This is a genomic window from Candidatus Defluviilinea proxima, from assembly GCA_016721115.1.
Lineage (GTDB): Bacteria > Chloroflexota > Anaerolineae > Anaerolineales > Villigracilaceae > Defluviilinea > Defluviilinea proxima.
Genome location: JADKIW010000001.1, coordinates 1,180,207 through 1,200,512 on the forward strand (window position 1 = coordinate 1,180,207; position 20,306 = coordinate 1,200,512).

Consider the following 20,306-nt stretch of genomic DNA (forward strand, 5'->3'; position numbering starts at 1 on the left):
ATCAAGCTTATTTGCTAGTCACTGCGTTTAACGCGTTCACGAACGTCTCTACCATTTTCTCTGTATTGATCTCATCCTTCACGATCCGATACGATTCTTCTCCCATCTTTCGCAGGCGCGCTACATCCGAGAGCGCGTCTTTCATTGTAGAGACCAGTGCATCGAAATCATCGGGCGTGATCTGCCACCCATTTCCCTCGCGGACAAGATCATCCTGTGTGCCATCTCCTTGAGCAACAATAATGGGAAGCCCGTAGCTCATCGCCTCTTGGACGGCCAAGCCCCCGGTTCCGGGCAGGACGAACAGGTCTGCTTCTTCAAAATAGGTCTTTAACTCCGCTCCATGCTTTGCCCCAACAAACTCTGCTGACGGATAGATTTCCTGAGCCAGCATTTCCAATGACTCGCGTTCCGGTCCATCTCCAACAATGACCAGTCTCACATTTTGAATTTCAGCACAAGCGCCCAGAAGTAAATCCACATTTTTGCGAGCCTGCAAGCGTCCTACAAAAAGTACGCAAGGTTGGTTCACATCTGAATCGATCAAAGGTTTAAAGGTGTTGGGACGTTCTGGCATTGGCCAGGTTGGTGATGGAGAGACAGAGTTATGCGCGACAAACAGGTAATCCAATGGGAATCCTTGCTCAGCATATTCGTTCGCTCCACGCTGACTATATGCGATCATGGCATTGAATTGTCCGAGGAAAGCGGCTCTTTTTTGCTCGCGGAATCCACTGGCACGTGGCGCACCCAATCCCCAACCGATGACTGGTTTGCCCTGCTCGCGCATCCACTTCACGGCCGCAGGTGTGGAAAGATAACGCGGATTGGCTTCAACGATCAATGCATCGGGATTTTGTTCTTCAAGCCATTCTATTAATCCACGTTGGTGACAGAGATACAGCGAACCACCAAGTAGGTGAATATTATTTCCTATCTTGTAATCGGCAACTTGCAACTTGTCTGTTGTCGTGATCCCCTCTGATGGGCGTGGTAACCCTGTGAACAGACTCATCCCACCGTCACAAGCGGAGGCGAGCAGATCAAAGAACGGGGCGCGATAATTGGGAAGTACGCGTTGTTGTAATGCGAGTTTGCCAGGGAAATGTTTCATGATGGAATATGCGGAGCCTGCCACGCGGGTGATTTATGCACATGGACAACTTTCCACGTGCCATTGAGTTTTACGATCACACGGCTTTCATTGTGTGATGCGACCTTCACGCCATCTGATGTCGCAGTGCTGATCAAAAGCGTATAGCTGACAACAGCTGTGTCGCCGTAATTTTGAACATGTACATTCGAGAGATCGAATCGTGTGGAAGATTTTCCTTTTCCCTCTGCGCCAAAAACTGTCCCTCGTTCAGCATTGGACGCCATCATGAACTCATGAAAGGGAAGTCCATCAATACGATGTGGCGTGACCCACCATTCGTATAGCGTCAGATCCTCTGCAGTTGTCTCGTTGTAGGTTTTTGTGTCATTTTCCTGGATCGATTGCAAATGTTTTTTCAGAAAATCAACTATTTCATCATCGTTCATATCAACTCCTAGCCCAACAAAACTTCCAAATATTTATCCACCATCATGTCCAGCCCTAAATTTTTCTCTGCCTGTTTCCGCGCAGACGTTCTGAAATGTGACTGGTTCCGCAGAACTTCCACAGATGCATCTGCAAGTGACTCGACATCCGGTGACTCAATCTTCCACGGGTTGCTTCCATACGAAACAACACGACCTGAATCACCGAGTACCAATTCTTTCAACGCGCCGGTGTCGAATGCCACAACCGGGAGCCCGCAAGCCATTGCTTCGATCACAGAATTGGGGCAAGCCGCGTTTAGATCTGCGGAAAAGAATATATGTGCTGAACGGTCGATTTCTGGAATTTGTTCCCGTGGCACACTTCCAACCCATTGGATGGAAATGTGAGTTTTAGATTCCACTTGTTTTCGATGTTCATCTGATATCTTGCCTACGACCATCAGTTGTACAGGTAAAGTATGTTTCCCTTGCAGAATTTCAGTGAGACGAATGGCATTGTCGAGCCCCATTTCGTAGCCATCGCCAAGATTCCCTTCCACGAGGAGCAACTTGTATGGTGGGTTTGCTGGCGTTTCGCCTGACGAATACGTTTTCAAATCCACACCATTATGGATCACGCTAAACGGTACGCGTGTCTTGCCATACCAATCCTCCCACCACTTGCGGGAGAATTCAGATTGGTAAATGATCTTTGTGGCAATGCGCGAACGGATGAAGGCCAAATTCAAGTTGCCGTATTCAGCACGCAAATAATGTTTAAGCCCCGTGTTGCACTTCTTGTGAACCCAGTTGATCCCGTCGAGGCGTTGCACGATTCGCTGTCCGCGTGAACGAGCTTTCCATAACGGAAGCAGGTGTCGGGTTCCAGCGAGAACGAGGGTTGCATCCGCTGGTTCAGTTAGATCACGAGTCACATCTACACCGCGGGCACGTAATCCATCTTCAAATTTAAGTCGAAAAGATGCGCCTCCTGCGAGGCCATCTACTTTGGGTATGATACGAATTTTGGACATGAGTTCATTATAACGTTTGTGCCGAAGTCATATCTGTGGTTAAATTGTGGCGGAGGCCGTGATGACCAAACCCGATCCTGAATTTGTCGCGTTTCTGAGGGATTATCCTACCTATCCCACAACACATATTATTGATGACCTGCGCGCGGTTGAATATGCACGCCTTGATCTGGGTGGACATATTTATCTTGATTACACGGGTGGCGGGTTATATGCTGAGTCTCAATTGCGTCGTCATCACCGCCTGCTTGCCGAGCATGTGTTCGGTAATCCACACTCGACCAACCCTACATCACAGGCCGCCACGCAACTCGTTGAACATGCGCGTGAATATGTGTTGAAATTTTTTAATGCTGACCCCGATGAATACATTGCAGTCTTTACTTCGAATGCCAGCGGTGCATTGAAGTTGATCGGCGAGTCATATCCGTTTGCGAATGGTCGTTATCTTTTGACGTTCGATAATCATAATTCTGTAAATGGGATTCGCGAATTTGCACATGCGCGTGGCGGGACAGTTTCCTATATTCCCGTTGCTTTGCCAGATATGCGCGTTGACGCCTCACAACTGGACCGTGAGCTGTCTCAGCCTTCGAAGAACGGATACAACCTTTTTGCTTATCCCGCTCAATCCAACTTCTCATCTGTAAAACATCCACTCGAATGGATCGCGAAGGCACATGAAAACGGCTGGGATGTTTTGCTTGACGCCGCCGCATTTGTCCCCACCAATCCGTTGGACTTAAGCAAATTCAAACCGGACTTTGTGCCGATCTCGTTCTATAAAATGTTTGGCTATCCAACAGGTATTGGTGCATTGCTTGTGCGCAAAACAGCGATGGGGAAGTTGCATCGTCCGTGGTTTGCAGGTGGTACGATCACTGTCGCTTCAGTACAGGGCGATAAGTACTACATGGCTGACGGTGCATCTGCTTTTGAAGATGGAACGATAGATTACCTCAATATCCCTGCTATTGAGATCGGACTCAAGCATATCGAATCAATTGGTTACGATGTGATTCGTGAACGTGTCCATTGCTTGACGGGTTGGTTGCTCAATAACCTTGTGTCGCTGAAACACAGCACCGGAGTTCCGTTGGTACGACTCTATGGTCCAACTCAAATGGGCGAACGAGGTGGCGCGGTCACCGTCAATTTTTACGATAAGAACAATAACGCCATTGATCATCGTTCCATTGAGGAACAGGCGAACAAAGTCAACATCTCCTTGCGGACGGGATGCTTCTGTAATCCCGGCGCTGGGGAGGTGGCGCTTGAAATTTCCCGCGTAGAATTGGATGTGTGCTTTACCCAGCCAAGTCACGAAGACCGCTTGAGTATTGACGATTTCCGTCTGTGCATTGACGGCAAATCAAGTGGGGCAGTCCGCATTTCGGTGGGGATGGTCACAAATTTCAACGATATTCAGGGCTTTTTGGCCTTTGCGAAGGGTTTATTGGCCTGATTCTCGGATTCTGGCTGTAGAATCTACTTGACTCTCAATTTTTTCTGCGTATAATTCTTCCGTTGGATGAAATTAAACGAGTAAACACTGCAAGCGCTTGAGAAAAACTCTCGAAGCGCTTGCCTTTGTTTGTCTCTTGAACACATCGACTATACGATGCTCAAGATGAACTCGAAGCAATCTATTTTCAAGGAGAGTACCCAGTGGAAACCAAAGGACTGACCGCACTCCGCATCAGCCTCGCATCGCCCGCGACCATCATGTCATGGTCATATGGCGAGGTGCTCAAGCCAGAGACCATCAATTATCGCCGCCTTCGTCCTGAAAAGGATGGCCTGTTTTGTGAAGCCATTTTTGGCCCTCAAAGAGATTGGCAATGTTACTGCGGCAAATACAAAAACCCCCGTTACAAAGGTATTGTTTGTGACAAGTGTGGTGTTGAAGTAACACGTTCTTCCGTTCGTCGTGAACGCATGGGGCACATTGCATTAGCTACACCTGTTGCACATATTTGGTATACCCGCCGCATCCCTTCCTATTTGGGTATGTTGTTGGATATCTCGCGCCGCAACCTTGACCGCGTGTTGTACTTCGCGCAATACATCGTAACCTATGTAGATGAAGACGCCCGCAATAAGGCTCTCAAGCGTCTCGAAGATGAGATCTCTGTTTCAGAGCGTGAGCAGGCCGCCGGAGTCAATTCCAAGATCGCCGAGATCAAGACCAAGCGCGATCACACCATCAGCGACATCAACCAGAAACGCACAAATCTCGAACAAAATTACGACGAAGTCATTGCCGAAAAGCTTGACCCGGTCATCAAGGAAGGCCAGAAACTCGAGAAGGTTCTCCAGGACCAGATGGGTGAAGCCGCCAAGAAAGCGATCGTCTTTGAATTGACGAGCGAGAAGATACTTGACGCTGGTGACAAGGTTTCCACCAAGCATATTTCCCAGGTGCAGAAGATCGTTAAGAGCAAACTTGAAGCGCTCGAAAACGAACTGAAGGATCAACGCGCCAAGGAATTGGAAACGCTTAAGATGGAAGCTGGCCGCGTCAAAGCGGACGCTGAAATGCAGATGGAAGCTCTCCGGTCTCAACTTGAAGAACAGACTTCCGTTTCATCCAATCAATCCTCCCGCCAACGCGATGAGCTGTTGGAACTCCGCCCCTTCACCTTTATCAGTGAGATTCGATATCGTGAACTCAAGCAACGCTGGGGTCAGGTTTTCCGCGCTGATATGGGTGCTGAAGCGTTCTACGATATTCTCGAACGCCTCGATCTCGACAAATTGGCTGAAGAACTCTGGCACGAAGTAAAAACCACCAAGTCCAAGCAGAAGCGCAAGAAGGCCACGACTCGTCTAAAGGTTGTGGAAGCGTTTAAACGCTCGGGCAACCGTCCTGAGTGGATGATCCTGACCATTCTTCCGGTAATCCCTCCGGACCTGCGCCCCATGGTGCAGTTGGATGGTGGCCGTTTCGCTACATCTGACCTCAACGATCTGTATCGCCGTGTGATCAACCGCAACAATCGCTTGAAGAGACTTCTCGAACTCGGCGCGCCGGATGTCATCATCCGCAACGAGAAGCGTATGTTGCAGGAAGCTGTTGACAGTCTCATTGATAACTCACAGCGTGGTAAGGCTCTTTCCCGCCGTGGACGCCGCGAACTTAAATCCTTGAGCGATATGCTCAAAGGTAAGAAGGGTCGCTTCCGCCGCAACCTGCTCGGTAAACGCGTGGACTATTCCGGCCGTTCCGTGATCGTGGTGGGCCCGCAGTTGAAGTTGAATCAATGCGGCTTGCCCAAGAGCATGGCCCTTGAGTTATATCGTCCGTTCGTGATCGCACGCCTCGTGCAGAATGGATATGCCGCCAACGTGAAGGGTGCGCGTCGTTTGATCGAACGCAACCGTCCCGAAGTTTGGGAAGCGTTGGAAGGCGTGATCGGCGAACGTCCCGTTTTGTTGAACCGCGCTCCGACCCTCCATCGTTTGGGTATCCAAGCTTTTGAGCCGATCCTGATCGAAGGTTCCGCGATCCAATTACATCCGCTTGTGACCACCGCTTTCAACGCGGACTTCGACGGCGATCAAATGGCTGTCCATGTTCCGCTTTCACAGAAGGCTGTGAATGAAGCGCGTTCTCTCATGCTCGCCTCCAAGAACTTGCTCAAACCGGCTGATGGTGAGCCGATCATCTCTCCGTCCAAGGATATGGTTCTTGGTGTGTACTATTTGACCATGGCACAGAAGGCACAGCATAAAGGTGACGGCCGTGCATTTGCAACCATGGATGAAGTCGAAATGGCGTATGCGTTGGGTCAGGTGGAAGTCCACTCTGAGATCAAGATGAACGCTTATACGTGGTACGCGCCTAATGGCGACCGCTTGTCCGAACCTGAAACTCGCATCATCGAAACAACAGTTGGGCGCGTGCTCTTCAACCGGGTTCTCCCTGAAGAAGTTCAATTCGTCAACGAGAAACTCGATAAAGGTGGCGTGAAGGACCTGATCGCTGAAGTCTATGAACTTTGCGGACAGGAAAAGACAACCGATGTGGCCGATAAGATCAAGGCCATTGGTTTTGAATATGCTATGAAATCCGGCACGACCCTCGCGGTAGCCGATATTTCCATCCCGCCGGAACGCAAAGCCATCATCGACGAAGCCCTTAAAGCCGTCGAGTTGGTACAACGCGATTTCCGCCGCGGTTTGTTGACTGAACAGGAACGCAACGAACGCGAGATCGAAGTCTGGCAACAGACCACCGATAAGGTCGGTGATGCTGTGAAGCGTCACATGGACCCCGATGGGAACCTCTCGACCATGGCAACCTCCGGCGCGACCAAGGGTGGTTTCTCCACCATTTCGCAGTTGGCTGGTATGCGTGGTTTGATGGCTGATCCCTCCGGTCGTATCATCCCGATGCCGATTCGTTCGAACTTCCGTGAAGGTCTTACAGCGCAGGAATACTTTATTTCCACGCACGGTGCACGTAAAGGTTTGGCCGATACAGCTCTTCGTACAGCGGATGCAGGTTACCTCACCCGCCGTCTTGTAGATATTGCACAGGACATCATCATCAACGAGCATGACTGTTTCACCACCGATGGCGTGATAATCCGTCGTAAGGATGATGTGGCAGGTCAGGCCATGAGCAGTCGCTTGTACAGCCGTATCTTGATCGATAATGTGATTGACCCGACCACCGGTGAAGTGATCGGTGAAACCGGTGACATCATCAATTACGAAATGGCGCGCAAACTTGCTGCGACCGGTATTGCAGAGATCAAAGTTCGTTCGCCGTTGACATGCGAATTACAGCATGGCATTTGTTCCAAGTGTTACGGCATTGACCTCGGCCGTGGCACCATGGTGGAACTTGGTTCCGCAGTCGGCATTGTGGCCGCGCAGTCCATCGGTGAACCCGGTACGCAGTTGACCCTTCGTACCTTCCACACAGGTGGTGTTGCCGCCGGCGGCGCAGACATCACTACCGGTCTCCCACGCGTGGAAGAAATCTTTGAAGCGCGCAAACAGCCCAAGGGTGAAGCCTTCGTAGCAGAGATCAGCGGTACGCTCCATGTGGACCAGTCTGAAAAATATGCCGACCTTCGCGAAGTGACCATTGAGAACAGCCAGCTCGTCAGCGACGAATACAGCGTCCCTGCGGATTGGAAGTTTGAGGTCAAGGACGAGGCGGAAGTAAAAGCCGGTGACGTGTTGGCAACTTTGGACGACGCAAAGATCGTTGCCCAACATGCAGGTCGTGCCCGGGTCGAGAAAAAGGACCGTAAGGTCATCGTCTCCTACGATCAGAAAGAGTCCGTTACTTACGATATCCCGACCACCTCACGCTTGCTCGTCAAGAGCAATGAAAAGGTGGAAGCCGGTCAGCCTCTTACAGAGGGTTCGCTCAACCCGCATCGTGTGTTGAAGATCCAGGGACGTGAAGCCTGCCAGATGTACTTGATGGTTGAAGTGCAGAAGGTGTATCGCTCACAGGGCCAGAACATTCACGATAAGCACTTTGAGACCATCATCCGCAAGATGTTGAGCAAGGTGCAAGTGACCCGCCCCGGTGACGCCAAGTACTTGCCCGGTGATGTGTTGGATCGCCTTGAGATCCGCAAGGTCAACGAACAATTGCTGGCCGAAGGCAAACAACCGGCTCGCTTCTCCGAAGTGTTGCTCGGTGTGACCAAGGCTTCTCTCAGCACAGACTCATTCCTCTCTGCATCATCCTTCCAACATACCATCAAGGTGTTGGCAGGTGCGGCCATCGGTTCAACCACTGACCCGCTTATCGGTTTGAAAGAGAACGTGATCATCGGTAAGTTGATCCCTGCAGGAACCGGCTTCGTTCACGGACGGTTCACGGCAGAAGCTGAAGCAGGTGCCAGTGCCGAAGAACTGCCCGATGCTGAAGCGGGCGACTAAATCCAAAACGTTGTAGTACACAAGGGCGACTATCAATAGTCGCCCTTGTCTTTTATTATGTATATCTCTTCGCAATATCCAATTCTTGTAAGGGATGATATATGAAAAACAAAAAAATACTTTTCTGTCTGTTTGTCATCGTTGTGCTTCTCATACAAGCCTGCAATCTACCTAGTGCCAATGCGACCGAAGTAGTTGACCCGATGGTCGCCGCTCAGTCGACCATTACAGCTCTGGCCCAGACGCAACAGGCACAACTTGCGGCTATTCCCACCAATACAGCCCAACCTACTTTCACCGCGCTACCCACACTTTCACCTACACCTGAAGCAACATTCACGCCGGCCTTTACCTCCACGCCCACCTTTGCTTATGTCACGCTTTCAGAAGCGACGAATTGCCGCGTGGGCCCGGGTACTGCCTATTCATTGCTGGATACCTTCCTGGTTGGACAGACCATCGAAGTGGTTGGCAAGCATCCCTTCGACAATTACTGGTATGTTCGCAGTCCGAAGAATGCCAACGTGTATTGTTGGCTGTGGGGCGCTTACGCTACCGGTGCGAACCTCAACAACGTACCCGTCCTTACTCCGCCTCCATCACCTACACCTGCGCCTACCGGAACCTTCACCGCTGAATATGTGAACTCTGGAAAGTGTGTCAGTTGGTGGACGCGCATCAACCTGACCAACAAGGGAACTGTTCCCTTCAAATCCATGTCTGTCTCTATTAAAGATACAGTGACAGATGAAACGCGCAATTCCTCCGGTGATGGCTTTCAAGATGTAAATGCCTGTGTGCTTTCGGCCAAGGCGCCCATACTGGGACCCGGCGATGCCTACACCATTGTTTCGCCGTCCCTCTCTGCTGATCCTGCCGGACATAAATTGAGTGTCACCATTACCCTTTGTCCCAACACTGGTCAAGGCGGGGCCTGTGTTTCGCAGACCATCGAATTCAAACCATAAAAACAATATCGCTACAAAACTCCCTCGTGAAAATACTTCATGAGGGAGTTTCTTTTTATCCCATTGGCATTTTATAATGGAATGAATGCCCCGCTCAACCAAACCACTGGGACTTCCCACCCGAGGCAAAACGGCCTCAAATCGCCTTCGTCGAGTCGATAACTTTATCCTGCTCTATGAACCATCGCTTCTCACGCGGACCGATGGCCTGTTTGCTGATTCAATGTTCCTTGATCTTGGCTATGGCTTTGACCCGCGTACCACGCTCGAATCTGCCGAACGCTTTCGGCGAATGAATTCGCGGTTGAAGATCCTTGGCGTGGAGATCGATAAGGAACGGGTCGAAGCCGCGTTGCCTTATGCAGATACAAAGACATTCTTCCGCTTGGGTGGGTTCAACGTGCCGTTACAGGGTGGGGAGCATGTCCGCTTGATACGTGCGTTCAATGTGTTACGTCAATACGAGGAAAAGGATTTTGCTCCTGCGTATGAAACGCTTGCGCAATGCATATTGCCCGGTGGGTTAATGATCGAAGGGACATCGAATCCGTTCGGGAGTATCTGGTGCGCAAATCTTGCAAGGCGTGTGGAAGCAGAAAGCTTAATCCCGAATTCCCAACAGCAAGCTGTTGGAATCCAAACGCAAAAATGGAAGATGGAAGCCCTTGTGTTCAGTACCAACTTCCGGCTTGGGTTTGAGCCGGGCGATTTCCAGACGATCCTGCCAAAGAATTTGATCCATCATGTTTTGCCGGGCGAGTCCATTTATGATTTTTTCGAAGCGTGGAAAAGTTCCGCCGCAGAGATGTCATCGATGAAAACGTATGGAGCGAAGCAATGGTTCATCTCAACCGCTGAACGAATGGCGCAACGAGGCTATGAAATTGAATCTCAACGTAAGTGGCTAACAAAAGGATACTTGATCTGGAAACTCTCTTGATGCCGACTTTGGTATTATGATTGAGTAGTATTCCAAAGGAGAACTATGTTGAAGAAGCGTCCCGCCAGTATTGCCTTTCTTGTTTTGTTGATCGTATCGCTTGCTTGCAGTCAGTCTGGTAACCCTGCTCCTGTACCGCTGGACCCGAATATACAAAATACTTCCATCGCGCAGACCATTGTTGCCCGTCAAACGGAGGTGGCGCTTACGAATCCACCAACGGCAACGCTCACGGCTGTGCCAGCTTCTCCTACGGTAACTGCCGGGCCAACCTTTACATTGACTCCCGATTTCACACCCACACCCTTGACTCCGCTCATCACTGTTTCAAAGGATACGAATTGCCGCACCGGGCCGAGCGCGATCTATGAACGAGTGGGTATGTTACTGGTGGGTGAAGTCGCTGAAGTGATTGCTCGCAATAATAGCGGGGAATATTGGTACATCCGCAACCCTGATGTAGAAGGTGGGTTCTGCTGGGTCTGGGGCAAATATGCCACACTGACCGGCAATGTTTTTACCTTGTTGTTATATACGCCGGCGCCAGCACCTTCTACAGTATTCAGCGCAACTTTCGCCAGCATGAAAACCTGCACCACCTACTGGGCCAACTTCCAATTGGAAAATCCCAGCGATGCTTTGTTCCAATCCATTTCCATTGAGTTGACTGATTCTGAGACGAATACTGTGGTCACCATGAAAAGCAACGACTTCATCGCCAATGACGATTGTAAGGCCCCCACGATCACGGATTATCTGGTCTCCGGTGGGACGACCACTGTCAGCTCAAGCCCGCTGGTGTATAACCCGAAAGGGCATTCTCTCAACGCCCGCATCAAACTGTGTACCCTCGTGAATGAGGGCGGAACCTGCGTGACAAAGGATGTTCCCTTCAAGGCAAAATAGAAAGCTCAAGCGGATAGCTATCAAACCACAGTCGAACGCTCGGCTGTGGTTTTTGTTTGCGGGTCATTTGCAGGAACATACTTAAGACACTTGGCGTCCCTACAAATAGGATTATGATTGTTTTTGATAAAAGGAGTACCATGTTCAAGCGCAACCCGATTTTTATATCGGTCATGATTTTAATAGTGGCATCCCTCGCGTGCAGTTCTTCAGGGCTTGTTGCCACACCCGACCCCAACTTCATCAACACATCGGTCGCCCAGACCTTTGTGGCCCTTCAAACTCAAAATACCCAGCCGGGCATACCGGTCACCGGTGTGGATACTCTCGTGCCTACACTCACCTTCACCCCTGAGCCTCCCACAGTGACACCTACGGCCACGCTCTCTCCCACTGTCACATTAACTCCAACCCCGATCTTTACAGACACTCCATCTGTTCCACAGATCAGCGTGTCTGTTCCTACGAATTGTAGGGTGGGACCCGGTAAAGCCTACGACCGTGTCGGTGCATTACTGGTCGGCGAAGTGGCGCAGATCTACGGACGTGATCTGGCCGGCAACTATTGGTACATACGCAATCCTGATAACAGCGGGGACTTCTGTTGGCTGTGGGGCGAATATGCTATGTTCGGCGGAAACATCTCTGCCTTGCCGATCTTCACGCCTCCTCCCACACCGACGCCTGTTCCGGCTTTCGAGTTATCGTATGATGGCCTTGAGGCGTGTAACAATGCCTGGTGGGTGGAAGTTAAACTCAAGAACATTGGTGGCACGGCGTTCCGGTCGATTTCCATGTCTGTAAAGGATAAAGACACCAACATAACCGTCTCCATGACCGATGATAGCTTCAAGAACACCAACGGCTGTAACTCATCCGATTCAAGGAAGATGCTCGATATTGGCGATACGATTGTAGTCAGCGCACCTTCCTATGCATACGACCCCACGGGGCACAAACTTCAGGCAACAGTTACCTTATGTTCTGAAGATGGGGTCAATGGTTTGTGTATGACCGAAACAACAAGCTTCACGCCATAAATAAAAAGCGGGCAGGTCTAAGGGCCTGCCCGCTTTTTCTGTGAAAAAAGGGGATACAATAGGCCCCAATGTCGGCCGGGGGATGGCTGATACGGGAGCAACTACATGACATCCACAATTATTTATTTCATCTTTGGGCTGATTATCCTTATCATTGGAGCCGACTTGCTCGTGCGTGGCGCCTCAAAACTGGCGGCCGCAGCGGGAATTCCTCCGCTTGTTATCGGCCTCACCATTGTTGCCATTGGGACAGCTTCACCTGAGATTGCTGTTTCACTGCAAGCCGCCTCTCTCGGACAGGGAAGCCTGACTCTTGGCAATGTGTTGGGATCCAACATCTTCAACATTCTCTTCGTACTTGGTGTGACAGCGCTTGTTGCCCCGATCGTCATTGCAGAACAGATCATTCGTTTTGATGCGCCGATCATGGTGGGAGTGTCCCTGCTGGCATTTGCCCTTGCTGTTGATGGAAAATTCGGTGCTGTTGACGGGTTGATTATGATCCTTGGTTTTCTGGGATATACATTCTTTGCATTACGTCAGTCTCGTAAGGAAAGTGAAAAGGTGCATAAAGAGTATGCGCAGGAATTTGCAGATACGGAAAAACACACAGCTCGTAATACTGCCAAAAATATTTTGTTCATAGTTATTGGGTTGGGCCTGCTTGTTTTAGGTGCTCGCTGGCTCGTGGACTCTGCCACCTCCATCGCAAAGGCCATTGGTATCAGCGAATTAGTTATCGGTTTGACGATTGTGGCTGTCGGTACTTCCTTGCCTGAGGTAGCCACATCCATTATTGCCACGCTCAAAGGCGAGAGTGATATTGCTGTAGGCAATGCCATTGGAAGTAATATCTTCAACCTGTTGGGTGTAATGGGGCTCTCAGGTATCCTTTCGCCTGGTGGCATCGTGGTTACAAACCATGTGTTGACTTTTGATTTCCTCGTGATGGTCTTTGTTGCGTTGATCTGTATCCCTGTCTTTTATGTGGATGACAACGTCTCACGTGGTGAGGGGATGTTGTTCCTTTCCTATTACGTGTTGTATACGGCGTATCTCATTCTTGACTCTTCGCACAGTTCGATATTGCCGGTCATTACTTTGTTCGTCTCTTTCTATGTTCCTCTCACTTTCATTGGGTTGATCATGTTCACAATTCGAGCGCGGAAAATAAAAAAGAGCAAACGGCTTAACTCAACCTGACCTGACGCCAAATCGAAAAGGCAGTCCACGTGGACTGCCTTTTCGATTCATCCATAGTTTGATCACTGTCGCATTTAGCATGCGATCAAAGCCTCAACATTGAAGCCTTCTTATAGGTATGATCTCCTGCAAGGGATTAACCATGATTTCTCCCTTGTGTAAAAATGATTTCTGCAATATTGTTATATCAACCATTGGATAATCAACAAGAGGACATATGAACACAAAATTCTTTCCACTTTTTTGCATCGTATTGACCATTGCATTGATCCTTTCAGCGTGTAATGTGCCGGGGCTGGTTGCTCCCACAGCCACACCAACCCCTACATCCACCAATACACCCACGGCCACGGCAACGGTCACGAACACTCCCACCATTACCCCCACCGCCACCGAAACATTGACGCCAACCCCGACCTTCACGTCAACACCTGCGGTTATAACGGTCAAAGTACAGCGTGAGAGCAACTGCCGCATTGGCCCGGCAGGGAATTATGACCTGGTAGCAAAATATCAGGTGGGGCAGGAACTTGAACTCGTTGCGAACGATCTGGGAGCAGGATATATCTTCGTGAAGAACCCTGATAAGCCCGAAGAGCAATGCTACATGTTGACGCAAAATCTCAAGATCGACAAAGATGTGGACACATCCGTCTTACCGAAGTTCACGCCTTTGCCTTCGCCAACAGCGATGCCCTATTTTGATATCAAGTTCAAACGTTGGGACAAGTGCGGTAGCAAGAGTTACGTGGTCTTCGATGTCACGAATGTTGGCAGTATTGCGTTCCGTTCTGTGTATATCAAGGTGGTGGATGACAAGGCCGATAAATCGGCAGAAGCCGCATATAACGCCTTCGATTTGCGCGTGGGATGTGTGTTGGCAAAGAATATCGCCCCCTTGGAACCAGGCGGCAGTGGTTACGTTCGTAGTGAAGAGATGGACTGGAACGCACGCGATGGTGAGATACGAGTGATCGTCATGGCCTGTACCCAACAAGCCTTGAAAGGCACATGTATCACACGTACCGTAGAACTAAAGCAGTAAGAATATCAGATCAACTTATCTTCTGCCTCTTTCGTTCTTGTAAAAGGATGAAAGAGGCAGGTTCGTTTTGGGATACTTGACGCATCTTCTTTTTCCCCGTAATATTGTCCCCGCTATAGAACATTCATTCGGTAAATTTAACCGCCAAAGCGCAAAGATTCAAAGTACTTTCTTTGCGCCTCGCAGTTCAATAAGGATTTCAAATGGACCTTGGAACAATACGCAAAATAGACATTGACACTGAAATGCAGCAATCGTATCTCGATTATGCGATGAGCGTGATCGTGGCGCGTGCCCTGCCCGATGCGCGCGATGGGCTCAAGCCTGTACAACGCCGTATCTTATACGCGATGTATGACATGGGCATCCGCGCGGACTCGGCATATAAGAAATCCGCTCGTATCGTGGGTGAAGTGCTCGGTAAATATCATCCGCATGGGGATTCGGCGGTGTACGAGGCAATGGCGCGCATGGCGCAGGATTTTTCGATGCGCACACTGCTCGTGGATGGACAGGGTAACTTCGGTTCTGTAGACGGTGACCCACCCGCAGCCATGCGTTATACCGAAGCGCGACTCACGCCCGCTGCGCTCGATATTTTGTTTGACCTCAACAAAGATACAGTCGACTTCACCTCCAACTTTGACGACACACTCGAAGAGCCCGGTGTTCTGCCCGCCGCGTTGCCTAACTTATTGGTCAACGGTGCAACAGGTATCGCGGTCGGTATGGCAACCTCCATTCCGCCGCACAACCTGGGTGAGATCATCGATGCCATCATTTACATGCTCGATAAATGGGAAAAGCTCGATGACATTGACGTTGAACAATTGATGAAGTTCGTGCAGGGACCGGACTTCCCCACCGGCGGCATCATCGTTCTGGATAACAAGGAAGAGAATCCGATCGAGTCCGCATATGGTTCGGGGCGTGGACGTGTGACCGTGCAAGCCAAGGCGCATGTGGAGGAGATGGAACGCGGCAAGAGTCGCATCATCGTCACCGAATTGCCGTACATGGTCAACAAGTCCAGCCTGATCGAGCGCATCGCCGATCTGGCGCGTGACGGTTACCTCGAAGGTCTTTCTGACCTGCGCGATGAATCGGATCGTCAGGGCATGCGCATCGTGTTGGAAATGACGAAGAACGCTGACCCCGATGTCGTGTTGCGCGAGTTGTATAAACGCACACCGATGCAGACCACGTTCAGCATCAACCTGCTGGCGCTCGTCGATGGCGAGCCGCGCACGTTAACTCTCAAACAGGCACTCCGCGTCTATGTGGAGCACAGGCTCGAGGTCATAAAGAGACGCGCTGAATTTGATCTGGATAAGGCTAAGGCGCGGGCACATATCCTTGAGGGATATATGGTCGCATTAAAGAATTTGGATGAATTGATCGAACTCATCCGCTCCGCCTCGGACGTGGAGACTGCGCGCGCCAAACTGATGAAGCGCTACAAGCTGACAGAGTTACAGGCGACAGCGATCCTCGATATGCAATTGCGCAGGTTGGCCGCGTTGGAACGCAAGAAGATCGAAACTGAATACAAGGAAGTGACCGGCCTCATCAAGGAATTGACCACGCTGTTGAAATCGCCGAAGTTGATGCGCGGTGTGGTGGCGGACGAATTGCAGAAGGTCAAGTCGCTTTACGCGGACCGACGCCGCACCCAGATCGTGGATGTGACGAAGGGCGGCAAGACCGGTAAATCGTTGACGGCTTCGGATGTGTTGCCGCAACAACAAGTATGGATCGGTGTGACCGCAGATGGATTGGTCTCGCGCACCGTGGATGAAAAGGAACCGAAACATTCAGGCAATGACGCGCCGCGTTGGTTGGTGAAAGCCTCGACCACCGACACGATCTACTTTGCCTCGAAATCAGGCCGTGCCGCGGCAGTGGCCGTGCACGTGATTCCACAGGCGGAGAAGCTATCGCAAGGCTCGTTGTACTACAAGGTCTCGCCGTTGCAGGAAACGGACTCGCTCGCGGCAGTGTTCGCTTTGCCTTCGAGAAAATCGGCCTTGCCCGAAGAGACGTGTGTTATCACAACGACGCGCTTCGGCATGATCAAGAAGAGTCTGGTCAGTGAATTGCCCGGGCCTTCAGCGCAGACGTTCGTGTTGGTGAAGGTGAACGAAGGCGACCGCTTGATCGAAGTAGGCCTGACCGATAACAAGAAGAAAGAAGTATTGCTCGTCACTGCGGCGGGCATGGCGATCCGCTTCAAGGAAGATGACGTGCGCCCGATGGGACTCGTGGCGGCGGGCGTCAACGGTATGAAATTGGACGATAAGGATGAAGTCGTTGGCGTGGAGATTCTCCCGACCGATGGCGAGATCTTCCTGCTCACGAATGACGGTAAAGCCAAACGGCTGGATCAGAAAGAATTCCCAACACAGGGACGGTACGGCAAGGGCGTCATCGCCTGGGAACTCTCGGGCAAGACCAAACTCGTCGGTGTGGTTGCGGATAAACCGAGTCACATGGCGACCATCCACTTGAGCAAAGGCGCGCCCAAGTCCACACGGCTGGATGCGGCTGGCTTACGCAAACGCGCCGCCTCGAAGGGGGATGTGGTCGTGGAAGTGAAACCCGGCGAGGAAGTCCTCTCCGTCAATGTGAATTGGACGGTGGAGAAGTTTGTGGAAGGGGAGAAACCAAAGGCCGCCCTTGCAAAAGCAAAGGCGAAACCTGCGGCGACATCGTCCCCGAAGGGGAAGGCGAAAGCGAAAGTGCCTGCGAAGAAGCCAGCAACTAAAAAGCCTGTTACAAAGAAGGTTGTGAAGAAAACAAAGTCCCCGAAGGGGAAGAAGAAATAAGATTGTGCCTAAAATCTCCGAGTTCTTTAAGAACTCGGAGATTTGATTTGGAGGTCCCTATGCCTCGCAGATTCATCCCGTTCGTTCCTGAATTGCATTATCACATTTACAACCGCGGCAACAACCGTGAGCGGATCTTCTTTGAGTCTGAAAATTATCTGTTCTTTCTCAAGAAGATCAAAGAATATCTTGTCCCCGTTATGGATATTCTGGTGTATTGCTTGATGCCAACTCATTATCATGTTGTGGGGCGTGTAAAACTGACGCCACAGACATCCGAGATTTTAAAAATCTCGGATGTCTCTTCCTCCATGATGAAACTCTCTGTTTCATACACTAAGGCTATCAACAAGCGGTTTCAACGTGTTGGTGTTTTATTTCAGGGACAATTTCAGGCCAAACCGATTTTGACTTCCTCTTATTTGCTAAACCTATGCCGCTATATTCACGGCAACCCTGTCAAAGACGGGCTTGTTGCCGATATTGTCCAATGGCCATATTCGAATTATCTCGAATGGATCGGTGAACGTGACGGCAAACTGGTTGACAAAGCCTTTGTTCAAGATAACTTTGATACTGCTGATGAGTATCGCAAATTCGTTTTGGAGTATTTGCGTACACGACAATTGCCTGATGATGTTCAGAGCTATCTGGATGCACTTGATACTTAATGGCAAAGACCTCCGAGTTCTTTAAGAACTCGGAGGTCTTGTTTACATCTTTTTGGAACATCCATAGGGGAAACAAGCGTCTCCTTGTATAATTCAAACCGTTATTAAGGAGATATCCACATGAAACGTTTTTCAATTCTCATCCACGCACTCGCCTTCACACTGATCGTCAGTGCGTGTGGTGCGCAGGCAACACCCACGATCAATGCGGCTGATATAAACAGCACGGCGGTCGCGGCGGCGCTCACATTACTGGCACAGACTCAAGCCGCCATCCCAACCGCTACATTGCCTCCGCCAACAGCGGCCCCTACGAATACCTTGGAGGTCTTCGTCACCCCGACTCCCTTGCCAACTTTGGAATTCACATTGACCCCGGCGCCCACCGAGAATCCCAGTGCAAGTGATCCGTGCATAAATAGTGTCCTACCCGATTCCCTGACGGGAAAGCCCATCAAGATCCGCATCGACAACCCAACCAAAGGGACCATCAACCTCACGGTGTATCTACAGTCCGGTAATCCACAGGGTGTCTGCGGTTACCGTGCCTATGTTCTTGGTCCGCAAGACTCGCTTGTCATTAATGATCTGGTCGAAGGTTGTTATAGTCTTTGGGCGTGGAACCCTGATCCTAAAGACTATTTCATGGTGACGAACGGAACCAGTTGCTTGAACAGTTCCAGCAGTGCGACGTTCGACATTACAGACCACGGCATCAAATATAGAAACTAGACTTCTCTCAGAATTAGATTTCCACATCCACTGACTTTCCCTGCGGAAGCCAGTGGATTTTTTCTTTGATATCTGACGCTTCAAAAACTTTCCTTGCGGCTGTTTCTGTTTCCTTGAAATGTTTCCACCCTTCGTAATGGATGGGGATCACCGTCCGTGGGTTGAGTGTCTGTGCGATCTGTATCGCCTCATGGGCATTGAATGTAAAACGGATCGGCCCCATGATCGGAAACTGCACGCCGCCAATATGCACGATCGCTGTCCCGATCTTGAATCGTTGCCCAATCTCGCGCAAGCCATTGAACCAGACCGTATCGCCAGAGATGTATAACGCCCCGTGTTTTTGTCCCTGCCATTCGAGGACGAAGCCGGTCGTCTCGCCCACGAGAATGTGACTACCCAATGTGCCATGTCTTGCTGGGACGGCTGTCACTTTGATCTCTACATCCTGCGCTTTGAGTGTTGTGCTCTGCCATGGTCCCAGCCCGAGGGCATTGCCATTCAATCTCTTCTCTCCTGCGCGAGTGGTGATAACTTTCCCTGCCTTGGGTAACAGTGCACGACCTGCACGGTCGAGATTATCTTCATGATGGTCATGGCTCAAGAGGACGGCATCAATTTTCCCGAGAGCATCTGCAGGTGTGGCAGGCTCGGTCAACTTAACGGAGCTTGTCCCGTAGCCAAACGCATACTGTCCGCCTGCTGGGTCAAAGACCGGGTCGGTCAGGATACGCAGCGAGCCGATTTCCATGAGTAGTGTGGCAGTGCTAATGTGTGTCAGTTGAATGTTCATTATGCAATTCCCGTTATAAAGTTTAGATGCCAAGAATCTTGAGCAGTCTCTCGTCTTTCAAAAACATCACTCTGTTTTTCTTCTTTGAAGGTTCCAGCCCTGTTGCCTTTTCCAGTTTTTCTGCAAGTTCATACACGTCCGCTTCGTATTTGTCGAGCGGTGTCGAGATCATAACTGTGTCCGTGTCCATGTGAATGCCCAACCGTGATTGGAGTCTGGCAAAGCCTGTGGAACCGTCAAAGATCGGGAAGCCTTCGTAGAATCCCAACAGCGTGGACGGTTCCGACATCCGCGTCAACAGTTCTTCGGGCAGAGGAAGCGTTTGCGGGTTTGATGTGAGGAAGTCCACGGCTTGGCGGATGACCGGCTCACGTTCGGTGTAATCCAATTCATCGGTGGAGTAGCGATTATAGAACGCCGCCAATTGAGAAGGCTTCCAATAAAAGGTAATATCGTTCTGAGACTCTACAACAGGCCGTTCGTCAAAGTAAGAAGCGTAAGAAATCCCCAATGCCCTCAACGCAGGGATCAACGTACTCGTATTCGTAGACATCTGCAATTCGACAATGTCTGCTGTTACATCGCGAGTCTTATCATAGATCAAAATCCCATCCCTTCCGGAGAGATAGTCCATGCCGTTGATGCGCAATCCATGCAGGTCTGAATCGAAGAGCAAACGTTTGGGGCCAAGTTGAATTTCAAATTGCATATCTTA

Annotated in this window: 15 protein-coding genes and 1 pseudogene; 11 read left to right on the forward strand and 5 right to left on the reverse strand. The window is 50.4% G+C overall.

The features are described 5' to 3' along the window. Window positions 1-7 precede the first annotated feature (7 nt). From IPP66_05655 to IPP66_05665, 3 genes are read right to left on the reverse strand one after another with little or no spacing between them, the layout of a single operon-like run. On the reverse strand, window positions 8-1,114 hold the full coding sequence (locus tag IPP66_05655) for a glycosyltransferase family 4 protein (protein MBK9924763.1): 1,107 nt from the start codon (window positions 1,112-1,114) through the stop codon (window positions 8-10). Next, the gene (locus tag IPP66_05660; protein ID MBK9924764.1) at window positions 1,111-1,542 is read right to left on the reverse strand and encodes a nuclear transport factor 2 family protein; all 432 of its coding nucleotides are present in this window, start codon (window positions 1,540-1,542) and stop codon (window positions 1,111-1,113) included. Before IPP66_05660 ends, IPP66_05655 begins: the two co-directional genes overlap by 4 nt. Window positions 1,543-1,550: 8 nt before the next feature. Further along, window positions 1,551-2,558 carry a glycosyltransferase family 4 protein gene (locus IPP66_05665; protein MBK9924765.1) on the reverse strand — a complete coding sequence of 336 codons (1,008 nt, stop codon included), beginning with the start codon at window positions 2,556-2,558 and terminating at the stop codon, window positions 1,551-1,553. A 61-nt stretch (window positions 2,559-2,619) separates the two neighbouring features. Here IPP66_05665 and IPP66_05670 point away from each other — a divergent pair, with 61 nt between their 5' ends. From IPP66_05670 to IPP66_05720, 11 genes and pseudogenes are all read left to right on the forward strand, one after another. Continuing rightward, on the forward strand, window positions 2,620-4,023 hold the full coding sequence (locus IPP66_05670; GenBank protein ID MBK9924766.1) for an aminotransferase class V-fold PLP-dependent enzyme: 1,404 nt from the start codon (window positions 2,620-2,622) through the stop codon (window positions 4,021-4,023). 203 nt (window positions 4,024-4,226) lie between these two features. Then, entirely contained in the window at window positions 4,227-8,468 is a 4,242-nt protein-coding gene (gene rpoC / locus IPP66_05675) for a DNA-directed RNA polymerase subunit beta' (GenBank protein ID MBK9924767.1), read from the forward strand. Between the two features lie 101 nt (window positions 8,469-8,569). Beyond that, window positions 8,570-9,436: an SH3 domain-containing protein gene (locus IPP66_05680; protein ID MBK9924768.1), complete on the forward strand. Its 867-nt coding sequence runs from the start codon at window positions 8,570-8,572 to the stop codon at window positions 9,434-9,436. Window positions 9,437-9,521: 85 nt separating this feature from the next. Then, window positions 9,522-10,376, forward strand: a complete 855-nt coding sequence (locus tag IPP66_05685; protein ID MBK9924769.1) for a hypothetical protein — start codon at window positions 9,522-9,524, stop codon at window positions 10,374-10,376. Window positions 10,377-10,421: 45 nt separating this feature from the next. Then, window positions 10,422-11,282, forward strand: a complete 861-nt coding sequence (locus IPP66_05690) for an SH3 domain-containing protein (GenBank protein ID MBK9924770.1) — start codon at window positions 10,422-10,424, stop codon at window positions 11,280-11,282. A gap of 140 nt (window positions 11,283-11,422) precedes the next feature. Then, the gene (locus IPP66_05695) at window positions 11,423-12,322 is read left to right on the forward strand and encodes a hypothetical protein (protein ID MBK9924771.1); all 900 of its coding nucleotides are present in this window, start codon (window positions 11,423-11,425) and stop codon (window positions 12,320-12,322) included. Window positions 12,323-12,427: 105 nt separating this feature from the next. Further along, entirely contained in the window at window positions 12,428-13,525 is a 1,098-nt protein-coding gene (locus IPP66_05700) for a calcium/sodium antiporter (GenBank protein MBK9924772.1), read from the forward strand. A 217-nt stretch (window positions 13,526-13,742) separates the two neighbouring features. Continuing rightward, window positions 13,743-14,570: a hypothetical protein gene (locus tag IPP66_05705; protein MBK9924773.1), complete on the forward strand. Its 828-nt coding sequence runs from the start codon at window positions 13,743-13,745 to the stop codon at window positions 14,568-14,570. Between the two features lie 203 nt (window positions 14,571-14,773). Continuing rightward, entirely contained in the window at window positions 14,774-17,395 is a 2,622-nt protein-coding gene (gene gyrA / locus IPP66_05710) for a DNA gyrase subunit A (protein MBK9924774.1), read from the forward strand. Window positions 17,396-17,454: 59 nt separating this feature from the next. Further along, window positions 17,455-18,003: pseudogene (locus tag IPP66_05715) on the forward strand (transposase). A gap of 183 nt (window positions 18,004-18,186) precedes the next feature. Continuing rightward, window positions 18,187-18,798 (forward strand): hypothetical protein, encoded by a 612-nt coding sequence (locus IPP66_05720; protein ID MBK9924775.1) that lies wholly within the window; start codon window positions 18,187-18,189, stop codon window positions 18,796-18,798. A gap of 13 nt (window positions 18,799-18,811) precedes the next feature. Here the strand turns inward: IPP66_05720 and IPP66_05725 are convergent, their stop codons facing one another. Continuing rightward, window positions 18,812-19,591: an MBL fold metallo-hydrolase gene (locus IPP66_05725; protein ID MBK9924776.1), complete on the reverse strand. Its 780-nt coding sequence runs from the start codon at window positions 19,589-19,591 to the stop codon at window positions 18,812-18,814. Window positions 19,592-19,613: 22 nt separating this feature from the next. Then, window positions 19,614-20,300, reverse strand: coding sequence for a hypothetical protein (locus tag IPP66_05730; protein MBK9924777.1), 687 nt, complete (start codon window positions 20,298-20,300; stop codon window positions 19,614-19,616). Between the last annotated feature and the right edge of the window lie 6 nt (window positions 20,301-20,306).

Bases quoted from the DNA above. Each gene is read 5' to 3' on its own strand.
- IPP66_05705 (MBK9924773.1), top strand. From the start codon at position 13,743: ATGAACACAAAATTCTTTCCACTTTTTTGCATCGTATTGACCATTGCA.
- IPP66_05695 (MBK9924771.1), top strand. From the start codon at position 11,423: ATGTTCAAGCGCAACCCGATTTTTATATCGGTCATGATTTTAATAGTG.
- IPP66_05680 (MBK9924768.1), top strand. From the start codon at position 8,570: ATGAAAAACAAAAAAATACTTTTCTGTCTGTTTGTCATCGTTGTGCTT.
- IPP66_05685 (MBK9924769.1), top strand. From the start codon at position 9,522: ATGCCCCGCTCAACCAAACCACTGGGACTTCCCACCCGAGGCAAAACG.
- IPP66_05720 (MBK9924775.1), top strand. From the start codon at position 18,187: ATGAAACGTTTTTCAATTCTCATCCACGCACTCGCCTTCACACTGATC.
- gyrA (MBK9924774.1), top strand. From the start codon at position 14,774: ATGGACCTTGGAACAATACGCAAAATAGACATTGACACTGAAATGCAG.
- IPP66_05665 (MBK9924765.1), bottom strand. From the start codon at position 2,558: ATGTCCAAAATTCGTATCATACCCAAAGTAGATGGCCTCGCAGGAGGC.
- IPP66_05700 (MBK9924772.1), top strand. From the start codon at position 12,428: ATGACATCCACAATTATTTATTTCATCTTTGGGCTGATTATCCTTATC.
- IPP66_05725 (MBK9924776.1), bottom strand. From the start codon at position 19,591: ATGAACATTCAACTGACACACATTAGCACTGCCACACTACTCATGGAA.
- IPP66_05730 (MBK9924777.1), bottom strand. From the start codon at position 20,300: ATGCAATTTGAAATTCAACTTGGCCCCAAACGTTTGCTCTTCGATTCA.
- IPP66_05660 (MBK9924764.1), bottom strand. From the start codon at position 1,542: ATGAACGATGATGAAATAGTTGATTTTCTGAAAAAACATTTGCAATCG.
- IPP66_05655 (MBK9924763.1), bottom strand. From the start codon at position 1,114: ATGAAACATTTCCCTGGCAAACTCGCATTACAACAACGCGTACTTCCC.
- IPP66_05670 (MBK9924766.1), top strand. From the start codon at position 2,620: ATGACCAAACCCGATCCTGAATTTGTCGCGTTTCTGAGGGATTATCCT.
- IPP66_05690 (MBK9924770.1), top strand. From the start codon at position 10,422: ATGTTGAAGAAGCGTCCCGCCAGTATTGCCTTTCTTGTTTTGTTGATC.